At 44.8% G+C, this 20,233-nt stretch carries 15 protein-coding genes; 10 read left to right on the forward strand and 5 right to left on the reverse strand.

Features of this window, described 5'->3' with window-relative positions:
- Nucleotides 1–521 precede the first annotated feature (521 nt).
- From HMPREF0999_RS03850 to HMPREF0999_RS03865, 4 genes are read left to right on the forward strand one after another with little or no spacing between them, the layout of a single operon-like run.
- Nucleotides 522–1,757 (forward strand): 3-phosphoshikimate 1-carboxyvinyltransferase, encoded by a 1,236-nt coding sequence (locus tag HMPREF0999_RS03850; protein WP_009275210.1) that lies wholly within the window; start codon nucleotides 522–524, stop codon nucleotides 1,755–1,757.
- Between the two features lie 35 nt (nucleotides 1,758–1,792).
- Nucleotides 1,793–2,212 (forward strand): hypothetical protein, encoded by a 420-nt coding sequence (locus HMPREF0999_RS03855; RefSeq protein WP_005860099.1) that lies wholly within the window; start codon nucleotides 1,793–1,795, stop codon nucleotides 2,210–2,212.
- A gap of 17 nt (nucleotides 2,213–2,229) precedes the next feature.
- Complete coding sequence (locus HMPREF0999_RS03860; protein ID WP_005863493.1) at nucleotides 2,230–3,033, forward strand: metal ABC transporter permease; 804 nt, start codon at nucleotides 2,230–2,232, stop codon at nucleotides 3,031–3,033.
- Nucleotides 3,034–3,040: 7 nt separating this feature from the next.
- Complete coding sequence (locus HMPREF0999_RS03865; RefSeq protein ID WP_009275211.1) at nucleotides 3,041–6,601, forward strand: tetratricopeptide repeat protein; 3,561 nt, start codon at nucleotides 3,041–3,043, stop codon at nucleotides 6,599–6,601.
- A 12-nt stretch (nucleotides 6,602–6,613) separates the two neighbouring features.
- On the opposite strand, the gene map is transcribed toward HMPREF0999_RS03865, so the two are convergent.
- From map to HMPREF0999_RS03890, 5 genes are all read right to left on the reverse strand, one after another.
- Nucleotides 6,614–7,471 carry a type I methionyl aminopeptidase gene (gene map / locus HMPREF0999_RS03870; protein ID WP_005860093.1) on the reverse strand — a complete coding sequence of 286 codons (858 nt, stop codon included), beginning with the start codon at nucleotides 7,469–7,471 and terminating at the stop codon, nucleotides 6,614–6,616.
- Between the two features lie 71 nt (nucleotides 7,472–7,542).
- Nucleotides 7,543–8,556, reverse strand: a complete 1,014-nt coding sequence (locus tag HMPREF0999_RS03875) for an AI-2E family transporter (RefSeq protein WP_005860091.1) — start codon at nucleotides 8,554–8,556, stop codon at nucleotides 7,543–7,545.
- A 56-nt stretch (nucleotides 8,557–8,612) separates the two neighbouring features.
- Complete coding sequence (gene nagA, locus HMPREF0999_RS03880) at nucleotides 8,613–9,788, reverse strand: N-acetylglucosamine-6-phosphate deacetylase (RefSeq protein ID WP_005860089.1); 1,176 nt, start codon at nucleotides 9,786–9,788, stop codon at nucleotides 8,613–8,615.
- Between the two features lie 11 nt (nucleotides 9,789–9,799).
- Complete coding sequence (locus tag HMPREF0999_RS03885; RefSeq protein WP_009275212.1) at nucleotides 9,800–11,182, reverse strand: S41 family peptidase; 1,383 nt, start codon at nucleotides 11,180–11,182, stop codon at nucleotides 9,800–9,802.
- A gap of 76 nt (nucleotides 11,183–11,258) precedes the next feature.
- Entirely contained in the window at nucleotides 11,259–12,944 is a 1,686-nt protein-coding gene (locus HMPREF0999_RS03890; RefSeq protein WP_005860085.1) for a Na/Pi cotransporter family protein, read from the reverse strand.
- A gap of 83 nt (nucleotides 12,945–13,027) precedes the next feature.
- Between HMPREF0999_RS03890 and HMPREF0999_RS03895 the strand changes: the two genes are divergently transcribed.
- The 6 genes from HMPREF0999_RS03895 to HMPREF0999_RS03920 all read left to right on the forward strand — a co-directional run bounded on the left by HMPREF0999_RS03895 (nucleotide 13,028) and on the right by HMPREF0999_RS03920 (nucleotide 20,227).
- On the forward strand, nucleotides 13,028–14,695 hold the full coding sequence (locus HMPREF0999_RS03895; protein ID WP_005860083.1) for a nucleoside kinase: 1,668 nt from the start codon (nucleotides 13,028–13,030) through the stop codon (nucleotides 14,693–14,695).
- A gap of 133 nt (nucleotides 14,696–14,828) precedes the next feature.
- Nucleotides 14,829–16,397, forward strand: a complete 1,569-nt coding sequence (locus tag HMPREF0999_RS03900; protein ID WP_009016698.1) for an ATP-binding protein — start codon at nucleotides 14,829–14,831, stop codon at nucleotides 16,395–16,397.
- Nucleotides 16,398–16,734: 337 nt separating this feature from the next.
- The gene (locus HMPREF0999_RS03905) at nucleotides 16,735–18,462 is read left to right on the forward strand and encodes a tetratricopeptide repeat protein (protein ID WP_009275213.1); all 1,728 of its coding nucleotides are present in this window, start codon (nucleotides 16,735–16,737) and stop codon (nucleotides 18,460–18,462) included.
- 162 nt (nucleotides 18,463–18,624) lie between these two features.
- A complete protein-coding gene (locus tag HMPREF0999_RS03910; protein WP_009275214.1) occupies nucleotides 18,625–18,987 on the forward strand; it encodes a DUF3244 domain-containing protein in 363 nt (120 codons plus the stop codon).
- 5 nt (nucleotides 18,988–18,992) lie between these two features.
- Nucleotides 18,993–19,700 (forward strand): glycosyltransferase family 32 protein, encoded by a 708-nt coding sequence (locus HMPREF0999_RS03915; RefSeq protein WP_005860074.1) that lies wholly within the window; start codon nucleotides 18,993–18,995, stop codon nucleotides 19,698–19,700.
- A gap of 8 nt (nucleotides 19,701–19,708) precedes the next feature.
- Nucleotides 19,709–20,227: a hypothetical protein gene (locus HMPREF0999_RS03920; RefSeq protein ID WP_011967179.1), complete on the forward strand. Its 519-nt coding sequence runs from the start codon at nucleotides 19,709–19,711 to the stop codon at nucleotides 20,225–20,227.
- The last annotated feature ends 6 nt before the right edge of the window (nucleotides 20,228–20,233 follow it).

Raw genomic sequence — 20,233 nt, forward strand, 5'->3', positions numbered from 1 at the left:
GACATTTTGTAAACTGAAGTCCCGGAGAACCGATTTTTCCGGGACTATGTACGACTCGTTGCCAAATACGCAAGAAAAAAACAATAATTCGTTCATTGATAATACAATACCGAAAAACCGCCTTTCATTCTAGCGAAAATAATTCATCCTAATTCATATCCATTGACTTCTTCGGGCTATCCGATAGGGTTACGACTGGGTTCTAACCGGGTTACGATGCCTATTCACGACTACTGACAACCCTATTCGTGACTGTTTATAATGCCTAACGGCAGTATTGGCGTCGCCCAACGCGACTATACGTGTAGGCTTTCATCGCCTTTCGTGCCTGAAAACGGGAATATTCTCACTTAAAAGGGCGTTTTATTGCCCCTCCCGTCTACTGGTTGGGGCGATTCAAACGAATGCCTTGTCACGATTCGCATTCGAAAAGAAGCATAAAGAAAGTTTCCCGCAGTTATACTCCATATGTACGCTAATTTTCGTACTTTTGCTTCTTGAATCTTGAATATACGAAAGCGATGAATTATCAGATAGATGCTCCGGGTTCCGCTATCCGGACTACCGTAAAGCTTCCCGCTTCTAAAAGTATCAGTAACAGGGCATTGATCTTGAATGCGCTAAGTTATAGCGCATACGATGTGGAGAACTTATCCGATTGCGATGATACAAATTTGATGGTAAAGGCATTAAACTCGAACGATCGGGATTTTAATGTGGGTGCGGCGGGTACGACGATGCGTTTCCTTACTGCTTTCCTCTCGAAGGTGGTGGGCGAATGGACGATTACGGGAACCGAACGCATGAAGAACCGTCCGATCAAGGTGTTGGTGGATGCGCTGAACGCTTTAGGCGCCCGGATCGAGTACATGGAGAAGGAGGGTTATCCCCCTTTGCGTATTTTCGGAAGCGCCTTGCAAGGCGGAGAGATCTCGCTACCGGGAAATGTCAGCTCTCAATATATATCCGCTATCTTGATGATCGCCCCGTTAACAGAAAATGGGGTTACGTTGCATTTGGAGGGCGCTATTATCTCTAGGCCCTATATCCATATCACCTTGCAATTGATGGAGCAATATGGAGTGAGAGCCTCTTGGACGGAGAATACGATCAAAGTACTTCCCCAAGAGTATAAGCCGATTCGTTTTACGGTGGAATCCGATTGGAGTGCCGCTTCTTATTGGTATGAGATCATGGCGTTATCGAAAAATGCTGAGATCGAATTGTTAGGTTTATTCAAGAATAGCTTGCAGGGAGATGCCGCCGGAGCGAAGTTGTTCGCTCAATTGGGAGTGGGCACTACTTATACGAAACGTGGAGTAGTGTTAAAGCATACTGGAAATATCTGTGAGAAGTTGGTTTATAACTTCGTGAATGAACCGGATTTGGCTCAAACCTTTGTGGTGACTTGCGTGTTATTAAATATCCCTTTCCGCTTTACGGGACTTCAATCATTGAAGATCAAGGAGACGGATCGGATCGAGGCATTGAAGACAGAGCTTCGTAAATTAGGTTATGTGTTGACGGATCGCAATGATAGCATCTTGGAGTGGAACGGTGAACGCAGGGAACCGGAGTCGCATCCGGTAATCGCCACTTACGAGGATCATCGGATGGCTTTGTCATTCGCTCCCGCCGCTTTGGTACGTCCCGAGGGGATAGAGATCGCCCACCCGCAAGTGGTCAGCAAGAGTTATCCCCATTATTGGGAAGATCTTAAGGCCGCTGGTTTCTCTATTAGGGAATCAGCCCTTTAATTTTCAGTTTTCAATTCTCAACTTTCAATTGAATTATGTGGTACATTGTCATAAGTCTTATAGGTCTGGGTGTCGTAGCCGCTATCGCCGGGTATTTCCGGAATAAGAAACTTCAGAAGATGCTGGAACGGGGGGAGATCTCGGAGATCCCCGAGGCACAGGAGATTCCGGAGGTTTGCTGCGGACAACATGAGACTTGCGAGCGGGATAGTTTATTAGCCGCCGTCAGCAAGAAAATCGAATATTATAACGATGAGGAACTGGATCGGTTCCAAGGAGTGGAAGCGGACGCTTACGATGAGGAAGCCGTTGAGGAGTTTAGTGAAGTGCTTTATACCCTCCGGGAAGTGGAGGTGGCCGGTTGGCTCCGTAGCCTGCAATTGCGAGGGATCAATTTGCCGGATGCCTTGAAGGATGAGGCATTCCTGATCATTGGCGAACGCCGTACTCATTAATTTAGGAAACGAATCATATGGATTTATTGCAATATGCCTTTTTTCAGAACGCCTTGATCGGGAGCTTGCTAACCGCCATCGCTTGTGGGATTGTCGGGACTTACATCGTATCCCGCCGGTTGGTATTTATCAGCGGAGGGATCACGCATGCTTCGTTCGGAGGTTTGGGCTTGGGTTTTTATCTGGGAACAAACCCGATCTTGATGGCGATGTTGTTTTCGATCCTCTCTGCCTTTGGCGTGGAGTGGGCGAGCAAGACGCAAAACGTAAGGGAGGATTCCGCTATAGCGGGCGTATGGTCGCTGGGTATGGCTTTGGGAGTGATCTTCATCTTCCTTACCCCGGGGTACGCCCCGAATCTATCCGCCTATCTATTTGGTAATATATTAACGATCTCTACGGCCGATATCTTATGGATTTTAGGGTTGGTGGTATTGTTGATACTCATATTCTCCCTTTTCCTCCGTGAGATTGTTTACGTGGCGTTCGATCGTGACTTCGCTGTCACGCAAGGCCTACCGGTAAAATGGATCGAGTATACGATGATGTGCTTTATCGCCATGACAATTGTTCTTTCGATCCGTTTGGTAGGGATTATGCTATTGATGAGTTTGCTGACCTTGCCTCAAATAACGGTAAACCTGTTTACTTCCGACTTCAAGAAGATCATATGGGGAAGTATCGCGATCGGCTTTCTGGGTTGCGTGTCCGGACTGGTTCTTTCTTATTTCCTGAACGTGCCTTCCGGTGCGTTTATCATCTTGTTTTTGGTGGTCCTCTTTTTGGCCTTGAAAGCAATAAAACCGTTGTTACGGCGTTAATTAAAGAATGAAAAAAGGGTTTTACTACATAGTGGCGTTATTAACGGTACTCTTGCTTTGGTCGTGCAGCACGAAGAAGAACACGAAAGCGAGCCGTTTTTATCATGCCTTTACGACCCGTTATAATATTTATTTCAATGGAAAACAAGCGTTTGACGAGGCACTGAAAAGCCAACAGGACGGATATAAAGAGAACTATTCCGACAGGATCTATATGTATCCGATTAGCGCCCAGCCTAAAGACAAAGCCGAGCCGGGCGGCCCTTTCGACCGGACGATCGAGAAAAGTAATAAAGCTATTAAGCTACACTCCATAAAAGCGAAACCGGCCAAGAAACCGGGCTGGCGGAATAATCCCAAACTACGTGCTATCCAAGAACAAGAGGAGTATAACCCTTTCTTAAAGAATAGTTGGCTGATCATGGGACAGGCGCAATTCTACAATGCCGATTTCCTGCAAGCCTCCGCTACCTTTTCCTATATAGCCCGTCATTACGCGAAGGACGAGGAGGTCGTGGCCGAGGCCCGTTTGTGGCAAGCCCGTTGTTATTCCGAGATGGGTTGGTTCTATGAATCCGAGGATATCTTGGATAAGATGAACAAGAACGGTATTCCTGCTTCCGTCTTGAAGCAATATGCGGCGGTGTATGCCGATTATTTGATCAAGAACGGGCAGTTCGAGGATGCCATCCCTTATCTGAAGACCGCTATCAAGGCGGAGAAAAACCGGAAGCAACGTACCCGGATGAAGTATCTTTTGGGACAAATCTATGCGGATCAAGAATTAGATGGCTTGGCTTATAAGACCTTTGGTGAGGTAGCCCGTTCGAATCCTCCGTATGAGTTGGAATTTGCCTCACGTATCCGTCAGACAGAAGTATTCTCGGGTACGAATTATTTGAAAGTGGTGAAGATGCTCGAGAAAATGGCGAAAAGCCAGAAGAATAAGGATTATCTGGATCAAGTATACTATGCTTTAGGAAATGTATACCTCAGCCGGGAAGATACGGTGAATGCCATAAAGAACTATCAACTCGGTATCGATAAGAGTACATTGAATGGAATGGATAAGGCGATCTGCCAGATAAAGCTGGGAGATATCTATTTTACGATGCGGGATTACGTGAAAGCGCAACCTTGCTTTAGCGGAGCCTTAGCCGGAATTCAAAAGGAATACAGGGATTATGAACGGGTTTCTAAATTGTCGGCGATTCTGGATGAATTGGTCGTGCATGTAGAAGCGGTCCATCTTCAAGACAGTTTGCAAGCCTTGGCTAAATTGCCGGAAGCGGAGCGGTTAGCGATTATCGATAAGAAGATTGAGGAGGTAAAGAAAGAGGAGGAAGAGGCGAAAGCCTTGGCTGAGAAGGAGGCTTATCTGGCCGAGCAGGAAGCGAAAGGCACCGGAATCGACCGTCCCGGTACGGAAACCAATGCTGTTGTCTTGCCGAATGCGTCCGGTGGAGCGTCTTTCTATTTCTATAATCCTCAGACCGTAGCGCAAGGAAAGACACAGTTCCAGCGTAAATGGGGACGTCGTCCGTTGGAAGATCACTGGCGCCGCCGTAAGAAGGAACTCTCTACCTTTAATGAGAATCTGGATGAGGAGATGCTGGCCGAGGGAGATTCCACCCAAATGGTAGGGCCGGACGGTGAGCCGTTGCCGACCGATTCGATAGGCGGTGACCTGTCGGCTGTTGCCGCCGATGATCCGCATACCCGTGAGTATTACCTACAGCAGCTACCTTTCACGCAAGAGGATATAGACGCTTCTAACATTATTATTATAGACGGTCTTTACAATATGGCGATGATCTATAAGGATAAGTTGGAGGATATCCCCTTATCTGTCGAGGCATTCGAGAATTTGGAACGCCGTTTCCCGGATAATGAGCACCGTTTGGAGAGCTATTATCAAGTATATTTGATGGCCCTGAAAACTGGAAATACAGTGTTGGCTACCGAGTATAAGAATAAACTAATGAACGCCTTCCCGGAAAGCGATTATGCGGTAGCTGTGGCTGATCCGAATTACGAGTATAATATCCGCATGATGGATGTGGTACAAGACTCGATCTATCAAGCTACTTACGACCGTTATCTGGAGAGCGATACAGCGTATGTACGTAAGAGTTTCCGGTACGTAAGCGAGAAATATCCATTGGCTACATTGATGCCTAAATTCATGTTCTTGGATGCGTTATCATATGTGCAGGCCGGGGATGCGGAAGGCTTTAAGAATGCCTTGAAAGCGCTGGTCGAGAAGTATCCGAACGCAGATGTCACGGAACTGGCCGGGGAGATGTTGAAAGGTGTTCTTCGGGGACGTGCCTTGGTGCAGGGCGGTGTGAAAGGTATGAGTTGGAACTTACGATTCGGTTTGGGCGAGGATGGTATGTTATCTGCCGAGGATTCGGCCCGTGTATTTAATCCGGAACGGAATACGCCTTATCAGATGCTTTTGGTATATCCTACGGGTAGCGTAGATCAGAATCAGTTGCTATTCGCTGTCGCCGCTTATAACTTTGCGAACTTCATGGTGAAAGAGTTTGATTTGGCTTTGGAGCAGGCCGGCCCGATCAGTATGCTGGCGATTAAAGGATTTATTAGTTTTGATGAGATTATCCAATATTATAAGATGATATACGGTAAGGATGGTTATGCTACGGCCTTGAATAAAGCGGTTGCCGTGTTACCGATCTCTGATGATAATTATGAGACCTTGATGCGTGGCAAGACCTTGGATGAATATATCACCTTCTTCGATGAGAGCTTCGGTGAGGAATTACCGGATCTGGCAGGTCGTTGGAAAGCCCGTATGGAAGCCGCTAAGGAGGAGGAGGCGACTGAAGATGAAATGATCACGGAGGAAGAAGCCGAAGTGCCGGAAAAGGCAGATGAATTGAAACCAGAAGTTGAACCAGAAAAACAACCTGTTACAGAGCCGGAGGAGGAACAACGGTCTGTTCAAGAACCTGTCCGACAGCTTGCTATGCCAGTCGTCCCGGATACGATTGAGGTCCCTGCGTTTGACAAACCGGAAATCCAGCCTGTCGATACCCTTCGTAAGGATACGGTTCCTGTTGTTCAGCCGGCGGTTGAGGATCAAGGCATGACCTTGAAAGAAATCCAAGAGATCCGTAAACGGGAAGCTGCCGAAGAAGAAGCCCGCAAGGAAGAGGCTCGTAAGGCTTTCGAGGCCCAGCAAAAGGCGGATAAGGAATTACGTGAGCAGAAAGCGAAAGAACAGGAAGAACTTCTCAAGAAGCAAGCGGAGGAAGAACGTGCCCTGTTGAAAGCGAAGGCTGATCGAGAGAAACAGCTGGAAGCTGACCGCAAAGCCAAGCTGAAACAAGCGGAAGCCGACCGTAAGGCGAAACTGAAAGCTCGTGAGGACCTTCGTAAGGAAAAAGAACGTGCTTATAAGCAACGCTTGAAACAGAAGGAAAAAGAGCGCAAGGAGAAGGAACGCTTATACAAGCAAAAATTGAAAGAGAAGGAAAAAGCCCGCAAGGAAGCCTTGCGGGAAAAGGAAAAGGTAGCCCGGGAAAAGGCCCGGAAGCGTTAATTGCATTAGATATTAATAGGTAAGAATTTCCAATCCTGTCTCTGTCATCAAGAAGGTATGTTCCCATTGGGCGGAGGGTAGTTCATCCTCGGTGATGACCGTCCAACCGTCTTCCTCGTCGATAAATACTTTCCAAGTACCCATGTTAATCATAGGCTCGATCGTAAAGACCATACCCGGAACTAAAAGCATCCCAGTTCCTTTTCGTCCGAAATGACAAACTTCCGGTTCCTCATGGAATTCCAGACCGACGCCATGTCCGCATAAATCCCGTACGACAGAGAATCCGTTTTTCTCCGCATGCTTTTGAATAGCGTTGCCTATATCACCGACGAATCCGAACGGCTTCGCCGCTTTCATACCGATCTCCAGACATTCCTTGGCGACCTGTACCAATTTCTGCTTTTCCGGAGATACGTTCCCGATCATGAACATGCGGGACGCATCCGAATAATAACCATCTAAAATCGTTGAGACATCCACATTAATAATATCACCGTCTCTTAGGATCTCCTTCTCACTGGGAATACCGTGACAAACGACCTCGTTGATAGAGGTACATACACTTTTAGGGAACCCCTCATAGTTTAAGGGGGCTGGAATCGCTCCATGCCCTACCGTATAATCATACACCAATTTATCGATAACAGCTGTAGACATACCTTCTTTAATCTCCTTCTGGATTAAATCCAGCACCCCTGTATTGATCACGCTACTTCTGCGGATGCCCTCAATCTGCTCTGGAGTCTTGATAAGCTTGCGGGTGGGTACTAAATGTCCTTTATTTTGGATATATAGGATTTTCTTGTCTAATTCGGTGAGAGGTTGCCCCTTGATAGGCTTCCAATTGTTTACTGTTCTACGTGACATATTAATTCATTTTACTCAAAATGTAGTGTAAAGGTATGACTTTTTAAGATACCCTGTCCTGTAGATACTCTTTATTTATCCAAATAGCTCTTCTTGAAGATATCTATACAAAGAAGGAATAAGGATAATAACAGCGGCCCGAAGATGATCCCCATAAATCCGAATAAGGACAACCCGATTACGACTCCGAAGACGGTGATTAACGGATGTATATCCGCCAACTTCTTTTGTAGGATAAAACGAATCAGATTATCGACGTTCGTAATGACAAGCAAGGCATAAATAGCCAATCCCAAGGCATGTACCCAATCTCCGTTTAAAGCCATATAAGCCGCCAACGGAACCCAGACCAATGCGGTCCCTACAATGGGAATGATCGTAGCGATACAAGTGAGAAACCCAAATAACAGCGGATCGGGAGTCTGAAAGATAAAGTAACCGATCACCGCTACGATACCTTGTATAACCGCCAAAAGAGGGATACCTATGGCGTTTGATTTTACGATCATATTGATCTCGTTGAGTACCTCATCCTTGTTTTGATCACTGAAGGGGAATAAGGTGTATAGATAGTTTTCCATTTTTCTTCCGCCTATCAACATGAAGTACAGAATGAAAATCAAGACGACGACATTTACGGCGAAACTGCTTATGCTACCCACTAAAAACTGTCCGATTTGTGGGAGTATAGAGGCCACTTTTAATAAGTTTCCTCTATCCAGTACATCAAACCCGGTCTTTTCCTGAACTAGATCCGCTATATGTTGGCCTGTATTTAGCAGTACAGTCGGGTCTAAATTAATATTTTGAGTTTTGTTGATTACCAACCAGATCGCCAATGTGATTGGGATTAAGAAACATAAGATTGTTTCCCCCAGTAACAGTAAAGCTGCAAAAGCTGGTCTCATATTTAGCTTTTCTGTCAGATGGAACATCTGTCCACGCAGCAATATATAGATGGTGAATGCTCCAAGTATACCTCCAAGAAACGGGGTAATCTTAAAAAATAGAATTACCCCTAGTCCTAATATAATGGTGATCAATGAGTATCTCCAGTAATGTTCTTTTACGTTTTCCATATACATTCATGCCCTTATTTATCTAAAAACAAGATAGGAGAAGTCATTGTTTATTGGATTTCTTATTCTTTGGAGAGCCGTTTACCTTCGATGAAGGTCTCTTGAATCTCTATATCGTTGTTGAAAATGATGATATCGGCATCCTTTCCTTTCTCCAATGTTCCTTTACGGTCTAAAAGACCCATTAGGCGGGCTGGGCTTTCGGAAGCCATACGAACAGCGTCGTGCAATGGAATTTCCGCTTTCTCGACTAGGGTACGGATCAAACGGATTCCGGTAGCTATACTTCCCGCGATAGCTGAGCGATCGGCTAATTTACATACGCCTTCCTCGATAATTACCCGGGAGTCCGGAAAATGTTCCGTACCGTTATCGCAAGCGGCGGCGGCCATTGCGTCCGTGATTAAGGACGTACGTTCTACCCCTTTGATTTGATATACCAACTTTAAGATTGCCGGCGGTACGTGGATACCATCGGCTACAACTTCAACGGTCATATCTTTCATGAGATAAATACCTTCTACTGTTCCTTCATGTTTATACTCACGGTCTTTATGGACGGAAGTCATGGCATTGTAGAAGTGGGTAGCATGGGTGAATCCGGCTTCGTATGCTTTTTTCACTTGGAGATAATCGGCTGTGGTGTGGGCTAGTGAAACCAACACACCATGAGCTGACGCATATTTACCGAATTCCAAAGCCCCGTCAAGCTCGGGGGCGGCGCTCCAGCGTTTAACACATTGGGTACTGTTTAGTAATTCCTTATATTCTTGGGGATCGGGCGGGTAAATATAATTAGGGTCTTGTCCGCCTTTCATAGCCATATTCAAATAGTTGCCTTCGAGATGTAATCCCATGATGCGGGCTCCCTGTTCCGGGTGGTTCATGATGTGCTCGCAGGTCTTGATCGCTTCCCGGAAGGTATCGATAGGGGCAGCTGCCAATGTAGGATATAAAGCCGTTGTTCCCTGTAAAGCATGTGCTCTTGTGATCGCATAGAACGCTTTCGGGGTAGCTTCCGTGAAATCATGTCCGTTGCCGCCGTGTACATGCGTGTCGATACAGCCGGGAGCCACATAATATCCTTTTGCGTCGATGATCTCCGCATGAGGAATCTCCCGGTTTTGCCCGGTGATCTCCACTATTTTCCCATCCGAGATGATGATTTGCCCGTTTGGTAGGAGACCCGAAGGAGTTAATACTTTTGCGTTTATGATTTTAAGAAATGCGCTTTCCATATATCTTGTTTTTAGTCTTTTGGAATCAGTAATAAGTTATCCTTATAGGACAACGGGGGATTATATTGGATTTCCCGGTTGCCCCTCGGGGTAGCGGATCGTAAGAGCGGTGACTGGCCGGTTATCTCGTAAATAGCTTGTCCTAATAAAGGATCCTTCAAATCTCCGAATTCAGCTAGATCACTCTTGAATTCATCGATAGCTACATCGGGATGAAATCCGTCTTCATAATCAGCTTCCCGATCCTTATTATAAATATGGAAAGTGACGGGAGAAAGTATCCAGCCATATTTTTTAGATTCATTGTAGATCGTCATACCGACGGTCTTGCCAAAAGTCTGCTTACCGATAACCCGAACGTCTAGATAAGATCGTAGCGAGTTAATGATAAGTTCGGAGGCAGAAGCCGTAGTTGAACCTGTCAAAACAAATAGCCGTTGTAGGTTTAAGTTTCCCGCCATGACCTCGGTCGTTTTGAGCAAAGGTAAGGTCTCATTTTTATTGGAGTTTTTATCGTTATACTCCATGATACATAAAGGTTCTCCTAAAACGTTTTCACGGACTAATAGCGAAGCCAGTAATTGGGCGCAATTGACAAGCCCACCCCCATTATAGCGTAAATCAAGTACGAACTCATTGACGTTGCGACTTTTGAATTTTTCGAAGAGTTGTTGCAAATAAAGATTATAACTAGTGTCGCTATAATCGTATTCATTCGGTCCGGAGGCGAAATGGTTGTACATCAAATAGCCGATTCGCTTATTGCCATATGTGTATACGGAATCTTTTAGGAATGGGGTGTCTTCTACCGTTCGGGATGCGTTCAAGGTAACTCTTCGGGTGGAGACGAATCCCTTGGTGTTTCCTGTTTCTTTTCCTAGTTGGAGGGATACGCTGCCTCCGCTTCTCAACACATCATAGTCTTGGATAGAACCCAAGGAGCCGTTTACGCCAAGTATCCAGTCTCCCCGTTTCAATCCGGCTTCTTCGGCGGGTGAATCCTTTAATACATAAAGGACAATGGCTATTTTATAGGTCCTGCCTCCGTCTTTAAGGTTGGAAGTCGCGAAATCGAATCCGTATGAGTTGTTCGCGTCGTAAATGCTCTTTGTTACGGTCGCTTTCTCTAATTGGGAGAAGTAATGATGGCCATCAGAAAGCTCTTTCCCGTCTTTATCGGATAACAGGCCCTTGAAGAAGCTCTCCGGATCAAGACTAAAGTCCAAGGAACTTTTATCCGGGAACTCGGAATACCAAAGATAATTCTCTCGCATCGTTTGCTCGATCCATTGATTTACTTCATTGTCGGTTGCCGGAATATCGATATCATCTTTCTCGCAAGCGGAGAATGCTAAAAGGCCAAGGATAACGATCGTATAATACTTATAATTCATAGTGGATATATATTAAAAACAGCCCTTCTCTCAATAACGGAAAAGGGCTGTTGATATTGTTAAGGACAAATATACACTATATTTTCTTCTCGATAACCGCTTGAACAACATTTAATACATAATCGCCCAGCTTTTCACTTTCACTAACCATGTCCATGTAATAAACGCCATCTTGATATTGGTACAGCTTATTGTTGATATCTTCGATATTCCGGCTCTTCAACTGGTTACGGTAGTTGTTGATCTCGTTCTCTATGTTATAAGAAGGATTGATATCATCATGTACGAGTTCCGGTTTATGCAAAATTAGGTTCATGCGATTTAACGCCCCGGATACCAGCTCGAACATATGATCCAAGTGCTTGTTTTGCTCCTCCGTGAATTCGGATTTGAACTCGTTTCTGCGTTTGATACTTCGGGCAAGGTTATTACAAGAATCCGCTATACTCTCGATTTCCGAGACGGCACGTAGCATGATACGGATTTCTTCCTTACTTTCAGAACTCAAACGGCCTTCCGATACTTCAGTCAAGTAATTTGCGATCTCGATCTCCATGCGGTCGCTGATATTCTCGTATTTCTCGATGCGGCTATAAGTCTTGAGGAAGGTCTCCTCATTCTTCTCGTAGAATAATTCTTTCACCATATTAAACATCCTAGCCGTACGCTCGGCGAATAATGAGATTTCTTTATGCGCTTGCAGGATAGAAAGCTCGGCGGTGGATAACATACCTCCCGTGATATAGCGAAGGCGGTATTCCTCGTCTTCCACCTTGGGCTTGATAAGCGTACATACGGTCTTTTCGATCAAGCTTACGAACCAGATCATAATGAAAGTATTACTGATATTGAATGCTGTGTGGAACGCTGCCAGTTTAAAGGATACCGCCACAGCCGGATCACTGACCTTCATTACATGGGTAACAAACCATGAGACGGCATTCGTGAAAGGGTAGAAGAGCACCAAAACCCACATGACACCGAAAACGTTGAAAACAAGGTGCGCTAACGCGGCTCGTCGTGCTTGTGTGTTTCCGGTTAATGCGGCTAAGTTGGCCGTAATCGTGGTTCCGATATTCTCGCCTAATACCAAAGCGACTCCCAAATGATAATCGATCCAGCCGTTGGCGCACATAATCAATGTAATAGCCATCGTGGCAGCGGAGGCTTGTACGATCATGGTTAAGATCGCTCCGATAAATAAGAACAAGATGATGGAGAAAAATCCCATATCCGTATAATTCTGCACGAAAGCCAGCATCTCCGGATTCGCTCCGAGGTCCGGGGCGTTTGCCTTTAAGCTTTGAAGCCCCATGAACAGGAACGCGAAACCAAAGACAAATTCACCAATTGATTTACGAGAGCTTTTTCCTGAGAAGAAGAGTGGGAGAGCGAAAGCTAAAAGGGGAAGGGCGAATGCGGCGATATCGACCTTGAAACCGAGGGCGGAGATAAGCCATGCCGTTACCGTGGTTCCGATGTTGGCACCCATAATGACTCCGATGGATTGGGTCAATGTCAAGAGTCCGGCATTCACGAAACTCACGACCATAACCGTCGTAGCCGATGAGGATTGGATGAGAGCCGTTATTAACACGCCGGTGAGCACACCGGTCACTCTGTTTGTGGTCATCGCGGTTAGTATTCGACGTAAACTGTCACCCGCAAATTTTTGTAACCCTTCACTCATGATCTTCATTCCGTACAAGAACAGCGCCAAGGAGCCGATCAGCCGGAGAAAATCAAAAAAAGAATAGTCCATTTAAATTACGTTTAAGTGGATTGTATATCCGATTAATATTCCTAACTTTAGGGGGCGAATTTACAAATAATAACTGAGATAGTATGTCTGAGACAATAACAATTTACTGCAAAAATAATAATACCTACAAGGATGTACCCATTGGTTCTTCGTTGTTGGACATTTATACGGCGCTTGGCGCTCCGCTTCGGTACAGGCCGATGAACGCGCAAGTGAATAATAAGACGGAAAGCTTGAACTTCCGTTGCTGGCAACCGAAGGATATCGAATTTATCGACTATACTCAATTATCCGGATTGAGAACCTATGTCCGCTCGCTTTGCCATATATTTTCCAAGGCGGTGTATGATATTTGGCCGACGGCGACCTTAAATCTGGAACATCCGGTGTCGAAAGGTTACTATTGCGTGATCCATAACGGCAAGAACATCGATCTGGAGACGATCGAGAGGATCAAGAAACGTATGTGGGAGTTGATTGACGCGGATCTTCCTTTCCTCCATAAGAGTGTCCGTACGGTGGATGCCGCCGTATTGTTCAGGGAGCGGGGTATGAATGATAAGGCTCGCTTAATAGAGACGGCGGGATTGCCTTATACCTCTTATTATGAGTTGGAAGGTTATATCAACTTCTTTTATGGCTGTTTAACCCCTTCGACCGGCTATATCCAATTGTTTGACTTGGAACCGTATATGGATGGCGTTTTGCTCCGTATTCCGAAGCAGACCGATCCGATGGAATTGCAGCCTGTCATCAAGCAGGATAAGATGTTCGAGGCTTATAAGGAACACCTTACATTGCAGCGGACTGTCGGCTTAGATAATGTGGGGGATTTGAATTTAGCGATAGAGAAAGGCCGCTCTCAGGATATAATCCTTGTCTCTGAGGCGATGCAGGAAAAACAGGTTGCTAAGATCGCCGAAAAGATCGCCGATGGATATAAAGAGGGCATCCGTATCGTCTTGATCTCTGGCCCTTCTTCTTCGGGAAAGACTACGTTTTGCAAGCGTTTGCAAGTGCAATTAACAACTAACCTGCTTCATCCGGTAGGAATTTCCTTGGATGATTATTTCTTGAACCGGGAAGATACACCGAAGGATGAGCATGGCGAGTATGATTTTGAATCCTTGTATGCGCTGGATTTACCCTATTTTAATAAGGATTTGAAGAAGTTGTTATCCGGGGAAGAGATCGATTTGCCGACTTTTAATTTCGAGACCGGCCAACGGGTTTTCAAAGGGAAGAAGCTTAAGCTTCGTGAGAACTCGATCTTGGTGATAGAAGGTATCCATGCCTTGAATCCGGAGCTGACGGAGTTTATCGATGATAAATATAAATATCGGGTATATGTCTCGGTCTTGACCTCTATCTCTTTGGATAACCATAATTGGATACCGACGACGGATAATCGTCTGCTGCGCCGTATCATCCGGGATTATCGCTTTAGGGGATATTCGGCGGAAGATACGATCAACCGTTGGCCGAGCGTTCGCCGGGGTGAGGATAAATGGATCTTTCCGTATCAGGAGAATGCGGACGCTATGTTTAACAGCGCCATGTTGTATGAGCTGGCCGCCTTGCGCAAATTTGCGGAACCGATCCTCGCGCAAGTGCCGGAGAGTAGTAAGGCGAATGCGGAGGCGTATCGTTTGCTCCGTTTCCTCCGCTACTTTAATTACATCCCGACGGAGGAACTTCCCGGAACTTCCTTGCTCCGTGAATTCTTGGGGGGAGGAAGCTTCAAGTACTAGGTAGAATCATACTCTATAAAGCCTTTAAAAAAAGACGTACGTGTTTTTCCGAAAACATGTACGTCTTTTTTTGAAAACATGTACGTGTTTTTTTCATATCTTTGTCTATGAGTCACATTAAACACAAGACGATATGAACCAGACTATTTACCCCATCGGCATACAGAACTTCGAGAAGATCCGCAAGGACGGCTATCTCTACATTGATAAGACCGCCTTGATCTATCAATTGGTGAAAACAGGAAGCTACTATTTCCTCAGCCGCCCGCGTCGATTCGGGAAGAGTCTGCTGCTATCCACGCTGGAGGCCTATTTCCAAGGGAAAAAGGAGCTGTTCGAGGGACTGGCCATGGAGAAGCTGGAGAAAGAGTGGACCAAGCATCCGATCTTGCATTTCGACTTGAATATCTCCCACTACGACGCCCCTGACAGCTTGTATAAGATATTAAATGATACCTTGTCCAGATATGAGGAGGAGTATGGGACACGGCCTACCGAGGAGACCCTGCCCCTCCGCTTCGCCGGAATCATCGACCGGGCCTACCGCAAAACCGGACAGCGGGCCGTGATCCTGATCGACGAGTACGACAAGCCCTTGCTACAGAACTTGCACGACGAAGAGATGCAAAACCGGTTCCGGAACATGCTCAAACCCTTCTACGGTGTGTTGAAGACTATGGACAGGGCTATACGCTTCGCCCTACTGACCGGCGTGACCAAGTTCGGGAAGGTAAGCGTCTTCAGCGACCTCAACAATCTGGACGATATATCCATGCGGGAGCCTTACGCCGCCATTTGCGGCATCACGGAAACGGAGCTGCGTACGCATTTCGATGAGGACATCCATACGTTGGCCTCTGCCCTTGAGCGGACATACGAGGAGGCCCGATCCTTGCTACGGAAACGGTACGACGGCTATCATTTCGTGGCCGGGGGACCGGGCATTTATAACCCTTTCAGCCTGCTGAATACCTTCAAGTATATGCGGCTCAGCGATTATTGGTTCGAGACGGGCACGCCCACTTACTTGGTGGAGTTGCTGAAACGAACGAATTACGACCTGTACGACATGGCCAACACCGAGACCGACGCCGACGTGTTGAACAGCATCGACTCCGCTTCGAACAATCCCATCCCCGTCATCTACCAAAGCGGATACCTCACGATCAAGGATTACGAGCCGGAATTCAAGATCTATCGCTTAGGTTTCCCCAACCAAGAGGTAGAGGAGGGTTTCATGAAATACTTACTGCCGTTCTATACGAACATTCAAGCCTCGAAGTCTCCTTTCGAGATAGGCCGCTTTGTGAGAGAGGTACGGGCAGGAGACTACGACGCCTTCTTCCACCGCCTACAAAGCTTCTTCGCCGATACCTCTTACGAGGCGATTATTGGCCGGAACCCGGAACGGGACACGGAGCTGCATTACCGCAACGTGCTCTTCATCGTCTTCAAGCTGGTCGGACTGTACACGCAAGTGGAATACCACACCTCGAATGGACGCATCGACCTCGTCCTACAAACCGACCGCTACGTCTATATTATGGAGTTCAAGCTGAACGGAACCGCAGAGGAGGCTCTGCGGCAGATCGAGGAGAAAGGTTATGCCCTACCCTTCGCCGGAGACGACCGGGAGGTCTTAAAGATCGGCGCGAATTTCTCCTCCGAGACCCGGAATATCGAGAGGTGGCTGGTAGGGTGAAAAAGTCCTATTTTTATCCATATATACTTACTTGGCCAACGCAGTATATATTCTATGCCCGGAGAAGATATACTTCATCGGCAAAGTAAGTATATCTTCTCTGGGAAAAGGCTTCTCAAGTGAATAACTGATCACTTCCCAAGCCGTTAACTGACGGCTACCCCTACTCGTTAGTTATTCACTTGTCAAGCCATAAACGGATGACTTGCTTCTAGTGTAACCGTCTGTTATTCAATATGTTTTAATGGTAATAAAAATAGATCCAAAAAGTCGGGATTTCCAGCCAAGATATTCTCGTCTTTTTGTATTATTTTTACCCTCAACAAATAACACGCAAATGAAGAAAAACATTGTTTTCCTGTTAATTCTAATACCTATTATATGGATCTCTTGCGATGGGATGGGGCATCAAACCATAGACTTCCGGAAAGTAGAGAACCTTATGCCTCAACATCCGGATAGCGCGTTAATGCTCCTTGAACAAATAGAGAACAAAGAAAACCTATCCCGAAAAGATAAGGCACATTATTATTTGCTGTTAACAGAAGCACAAGACAAGACTTTTGTTAAGCATGAAACCGACTCGCTGATCACGATCGCGACGGATTATTATGAGGAAACAGACGATCTGGAACGAAAAGCGAAAGCTTGGTTCTATAAGGGGCGGATCAACCAAGACTTAAATCAGCCCCTAAAGGCACAGGAATATTATCTCAAGGCATTGAGAGAAGAGGAACAGATTAAGGACTATGCGTTACTCGGCAGAATCAATAATAATATAGGTATGCTCTATACCTACCAAACGGTTTACGACAAAGCGTTACCCTTTCAGAAAAAGGCCGTTGAGGATTTCCGTATGCTAAAAGACTCAATGGGGCAAGTATTTGCGTTACGGGACTTAGGCCGAACCTTCTTGATGCTGGGATATCAAGACAGTGCGATCATCTGTAACCAAAAAGCGATCGCCTTAATGGGAAAGAACATCCTCCCTTCCGTTTATACGGAATTGGCCGGCCTTTATATAGAAGAACAACGCTTGGAAGAAGCACATGGATTATTACAGACATCTTTACAAAATATAGTGAAACCACAAGCCAAATATCCCGTATACCTAGTGCTTGGTGAACTTTATAAAAAAAACTGTCAAATTGACTCAGCTCGTTTCTACCTACAAGCATGCGCAGATTCCGCACCTTTGCCTAAGACACGTGCCGGAGGACTTTTCCAGTTAAAAGAAATCGCCTTCGCTCAAAAGCAATGGGAGCTAGCAGCTTCATTATCCCATAGATACGAGTCGATACGGGATTCTATAGAAAAGGAAATGCAGGCCGAATCTATCCGGAATGTACAAGCGTTCTATTCATACAATGACATTGAGCGAGACTTATGGGAAGCACGACTTTACGCTTCCCAACAGAAGTTCTTTTATACTTTATCCATAATAGGCTGCCATGTTCTACTAGTAGGAAGCATTTTCACGTTCATCCGTTATAGGCAGGAGCGAAAAAACGCATTACGACGATTAAAAGACAATGAGAAACAAATCCTTAAAAAAGAGCAAGAGATAAAAGACTTGTCCTCTGTCAAGAATAGTTTGCTACATGACATACAGGAACATAAAATAAAAGAACAACAACAGGAGAAATTATCCCATATCAAAGAAAGCCTGGAGCGAGACATTTCCATCCTCAAAACAGAGAATTCCAATTTAAGAAACCAAGAGGAAACAAGGAAGGAGAAGTTAGCGCAATTACAGGTAGGACGATTGTATGACAAGTTTCGCTCCCCCATATCTTGGACTCCAACAAACGACGATTGGAACAAGCTTTTCGTTACGGTAGAAGCGTGTTTCCCCAACTTTGCGATAGGTTTACAAGAGTCTGTTCCCTTGAACGAATCCGAGAAAAAGATCTGCTATCTGATCAAAATAGGGGTAAAGCCGGGAGCGATCGCGATCCTACTCAATTTGGGAAACGCCTCCATTTATCGAAAAAGATTATATGAGAAGTTAACTGGCAAGAAGGGAAATGCCAAAGATCTAGACTGCTATATATCTAATTTATAACACTATACTAGATATCAGCCAAGGAACTAAACAAAAAATGCACAAATCTTTTTTGCATAATTATGCTCTTGTTCGTTTTTTGTTCATTTTTCTGTTGCTTTTTCACTGATCTTTATCAACACAAATCGTAATTACACTACTAATAAAAATAGTAATAGCGTTATGAAAACACATTTGTTAGCCTTATGTATTCTTTTAGGATCATTTCTCTCCATCACATTTGCTTATGGAGATGACATCCCGGCACACGGGAAATGGGATGATGAACGTTATCGCTCCATCCACGTATTACCTCCTACCTTATCTATAGAAGGAAATATTTTGAGTGTTCATTTCACGGAAGCATTAAATGATCTAACGATCCGCATCATGGATCATGCAGGTAATATAATGTATGAGAATATACTTTCCGGAGAAACAGGAGATATTATCAACATTCCATTGGACGGGATAGAAACAGACACATACCAAGCAGTCTTGATTCATAAGTTAGGATGGCTAGTTGGAGAATTCGAGATTAAATAAAGCATATGGCAATCCCTAAAATCATACATCAAGTCTGGGAGGGGCGTACAGAACCATGTATGCCCACCCGCTTACAAATCTTGGCAAGAACTTGGCGAGAGCAGAATCCAGATTGGGAATATCACCTTTGGAACGGAGAGGAAATGGATGAGTTGGTAGAAAAACATTTTCCGGAGTATCTTTCCATGTATAGAAGTTTTCCATACAATGTACAACGTTGGGACACGATTCGCTATATGATATTATATGTATATGGGGGAGTCTATACGGATTTGGATACGGAATGTTTTAAGCCTATCGAGCCATTATTAGAAGACGTGATGATAGGATTTGGCGAAGAGCCCCCGGAGCATAATTTCAACTCAAGTATGTCCACCCTAATAGGAAATGCATTTATGGTTTCTGAGCCAAGATGCGGAGGATGGATAGACATTTTAAAAGAAATTACTGATGCAATGTTACGGGACTATCCAGCACAAAAGGTGATGCATACAACAGGCCCATTGATGATATCACGGATATTTAATACCTTGAAGAAAAGATACAAGGTTACTCTTTTCCCTTATTCAAAAGTAACGCCTGTGACGAAAGATGACATGGGTTCATATATCTATCAGGGAGAGACCGCCTCATTCCATGAAAAAATAAAGGAAGCATATTGTTCTCATTATTTTTTTGGTAGCTGGGGTACGAATTTTTCATTTTACAATTAATGAACGATATGAAAGAGTTATTCATTCAATACAAAGGCATACTAAAAGACCTACTCCGTTACGGGGTACTGAAAACAGAGGCTCTAGAGCATACCGGATTGTATAACGGTAAGCTAGGCATGACTATCCTATTTTATGAATACAGTCGTTATAGTGGAGATGCTTTATATGAACAATTCGCGGACGAGATATTAGAATCTATAATGGAGCTTCCGGATGATTTATCTCTTGATTTGTCAGATGGATTATGTGGCATTGGATGGGGAATCACCTATCTATTAAGAGAACGTTTTATTACCGGTGAGATCAAAGATGTATTATCGGATATAGATATAAAGATACAAGAAACAGAAATTTTGAATGACGATACACTAAAAGATTATCATACATATTTAATGTTTAGAAAAGAGTACATAGGAGAAGATGCACAAAGAGATTTGCCATATAGTCCTTATAGAGAGAGCTATATACAGAAAAAAATTTGGGAAACTTGTTTTTCTCAAAATCAATTAGAAATGAATCAATAATTTAAT

It is taken from the genome of Parabacteroides sp. D25, from assembly GCF_000307475.1.
In the GTDB taxonomy this organism is placed as follows: domain Bacteria; phylum Bacteroidota; class Bacteroidia; order Bacteroidales; family Tannerellaceae; genus Parabacteroides; species Parabacteroides distasonis.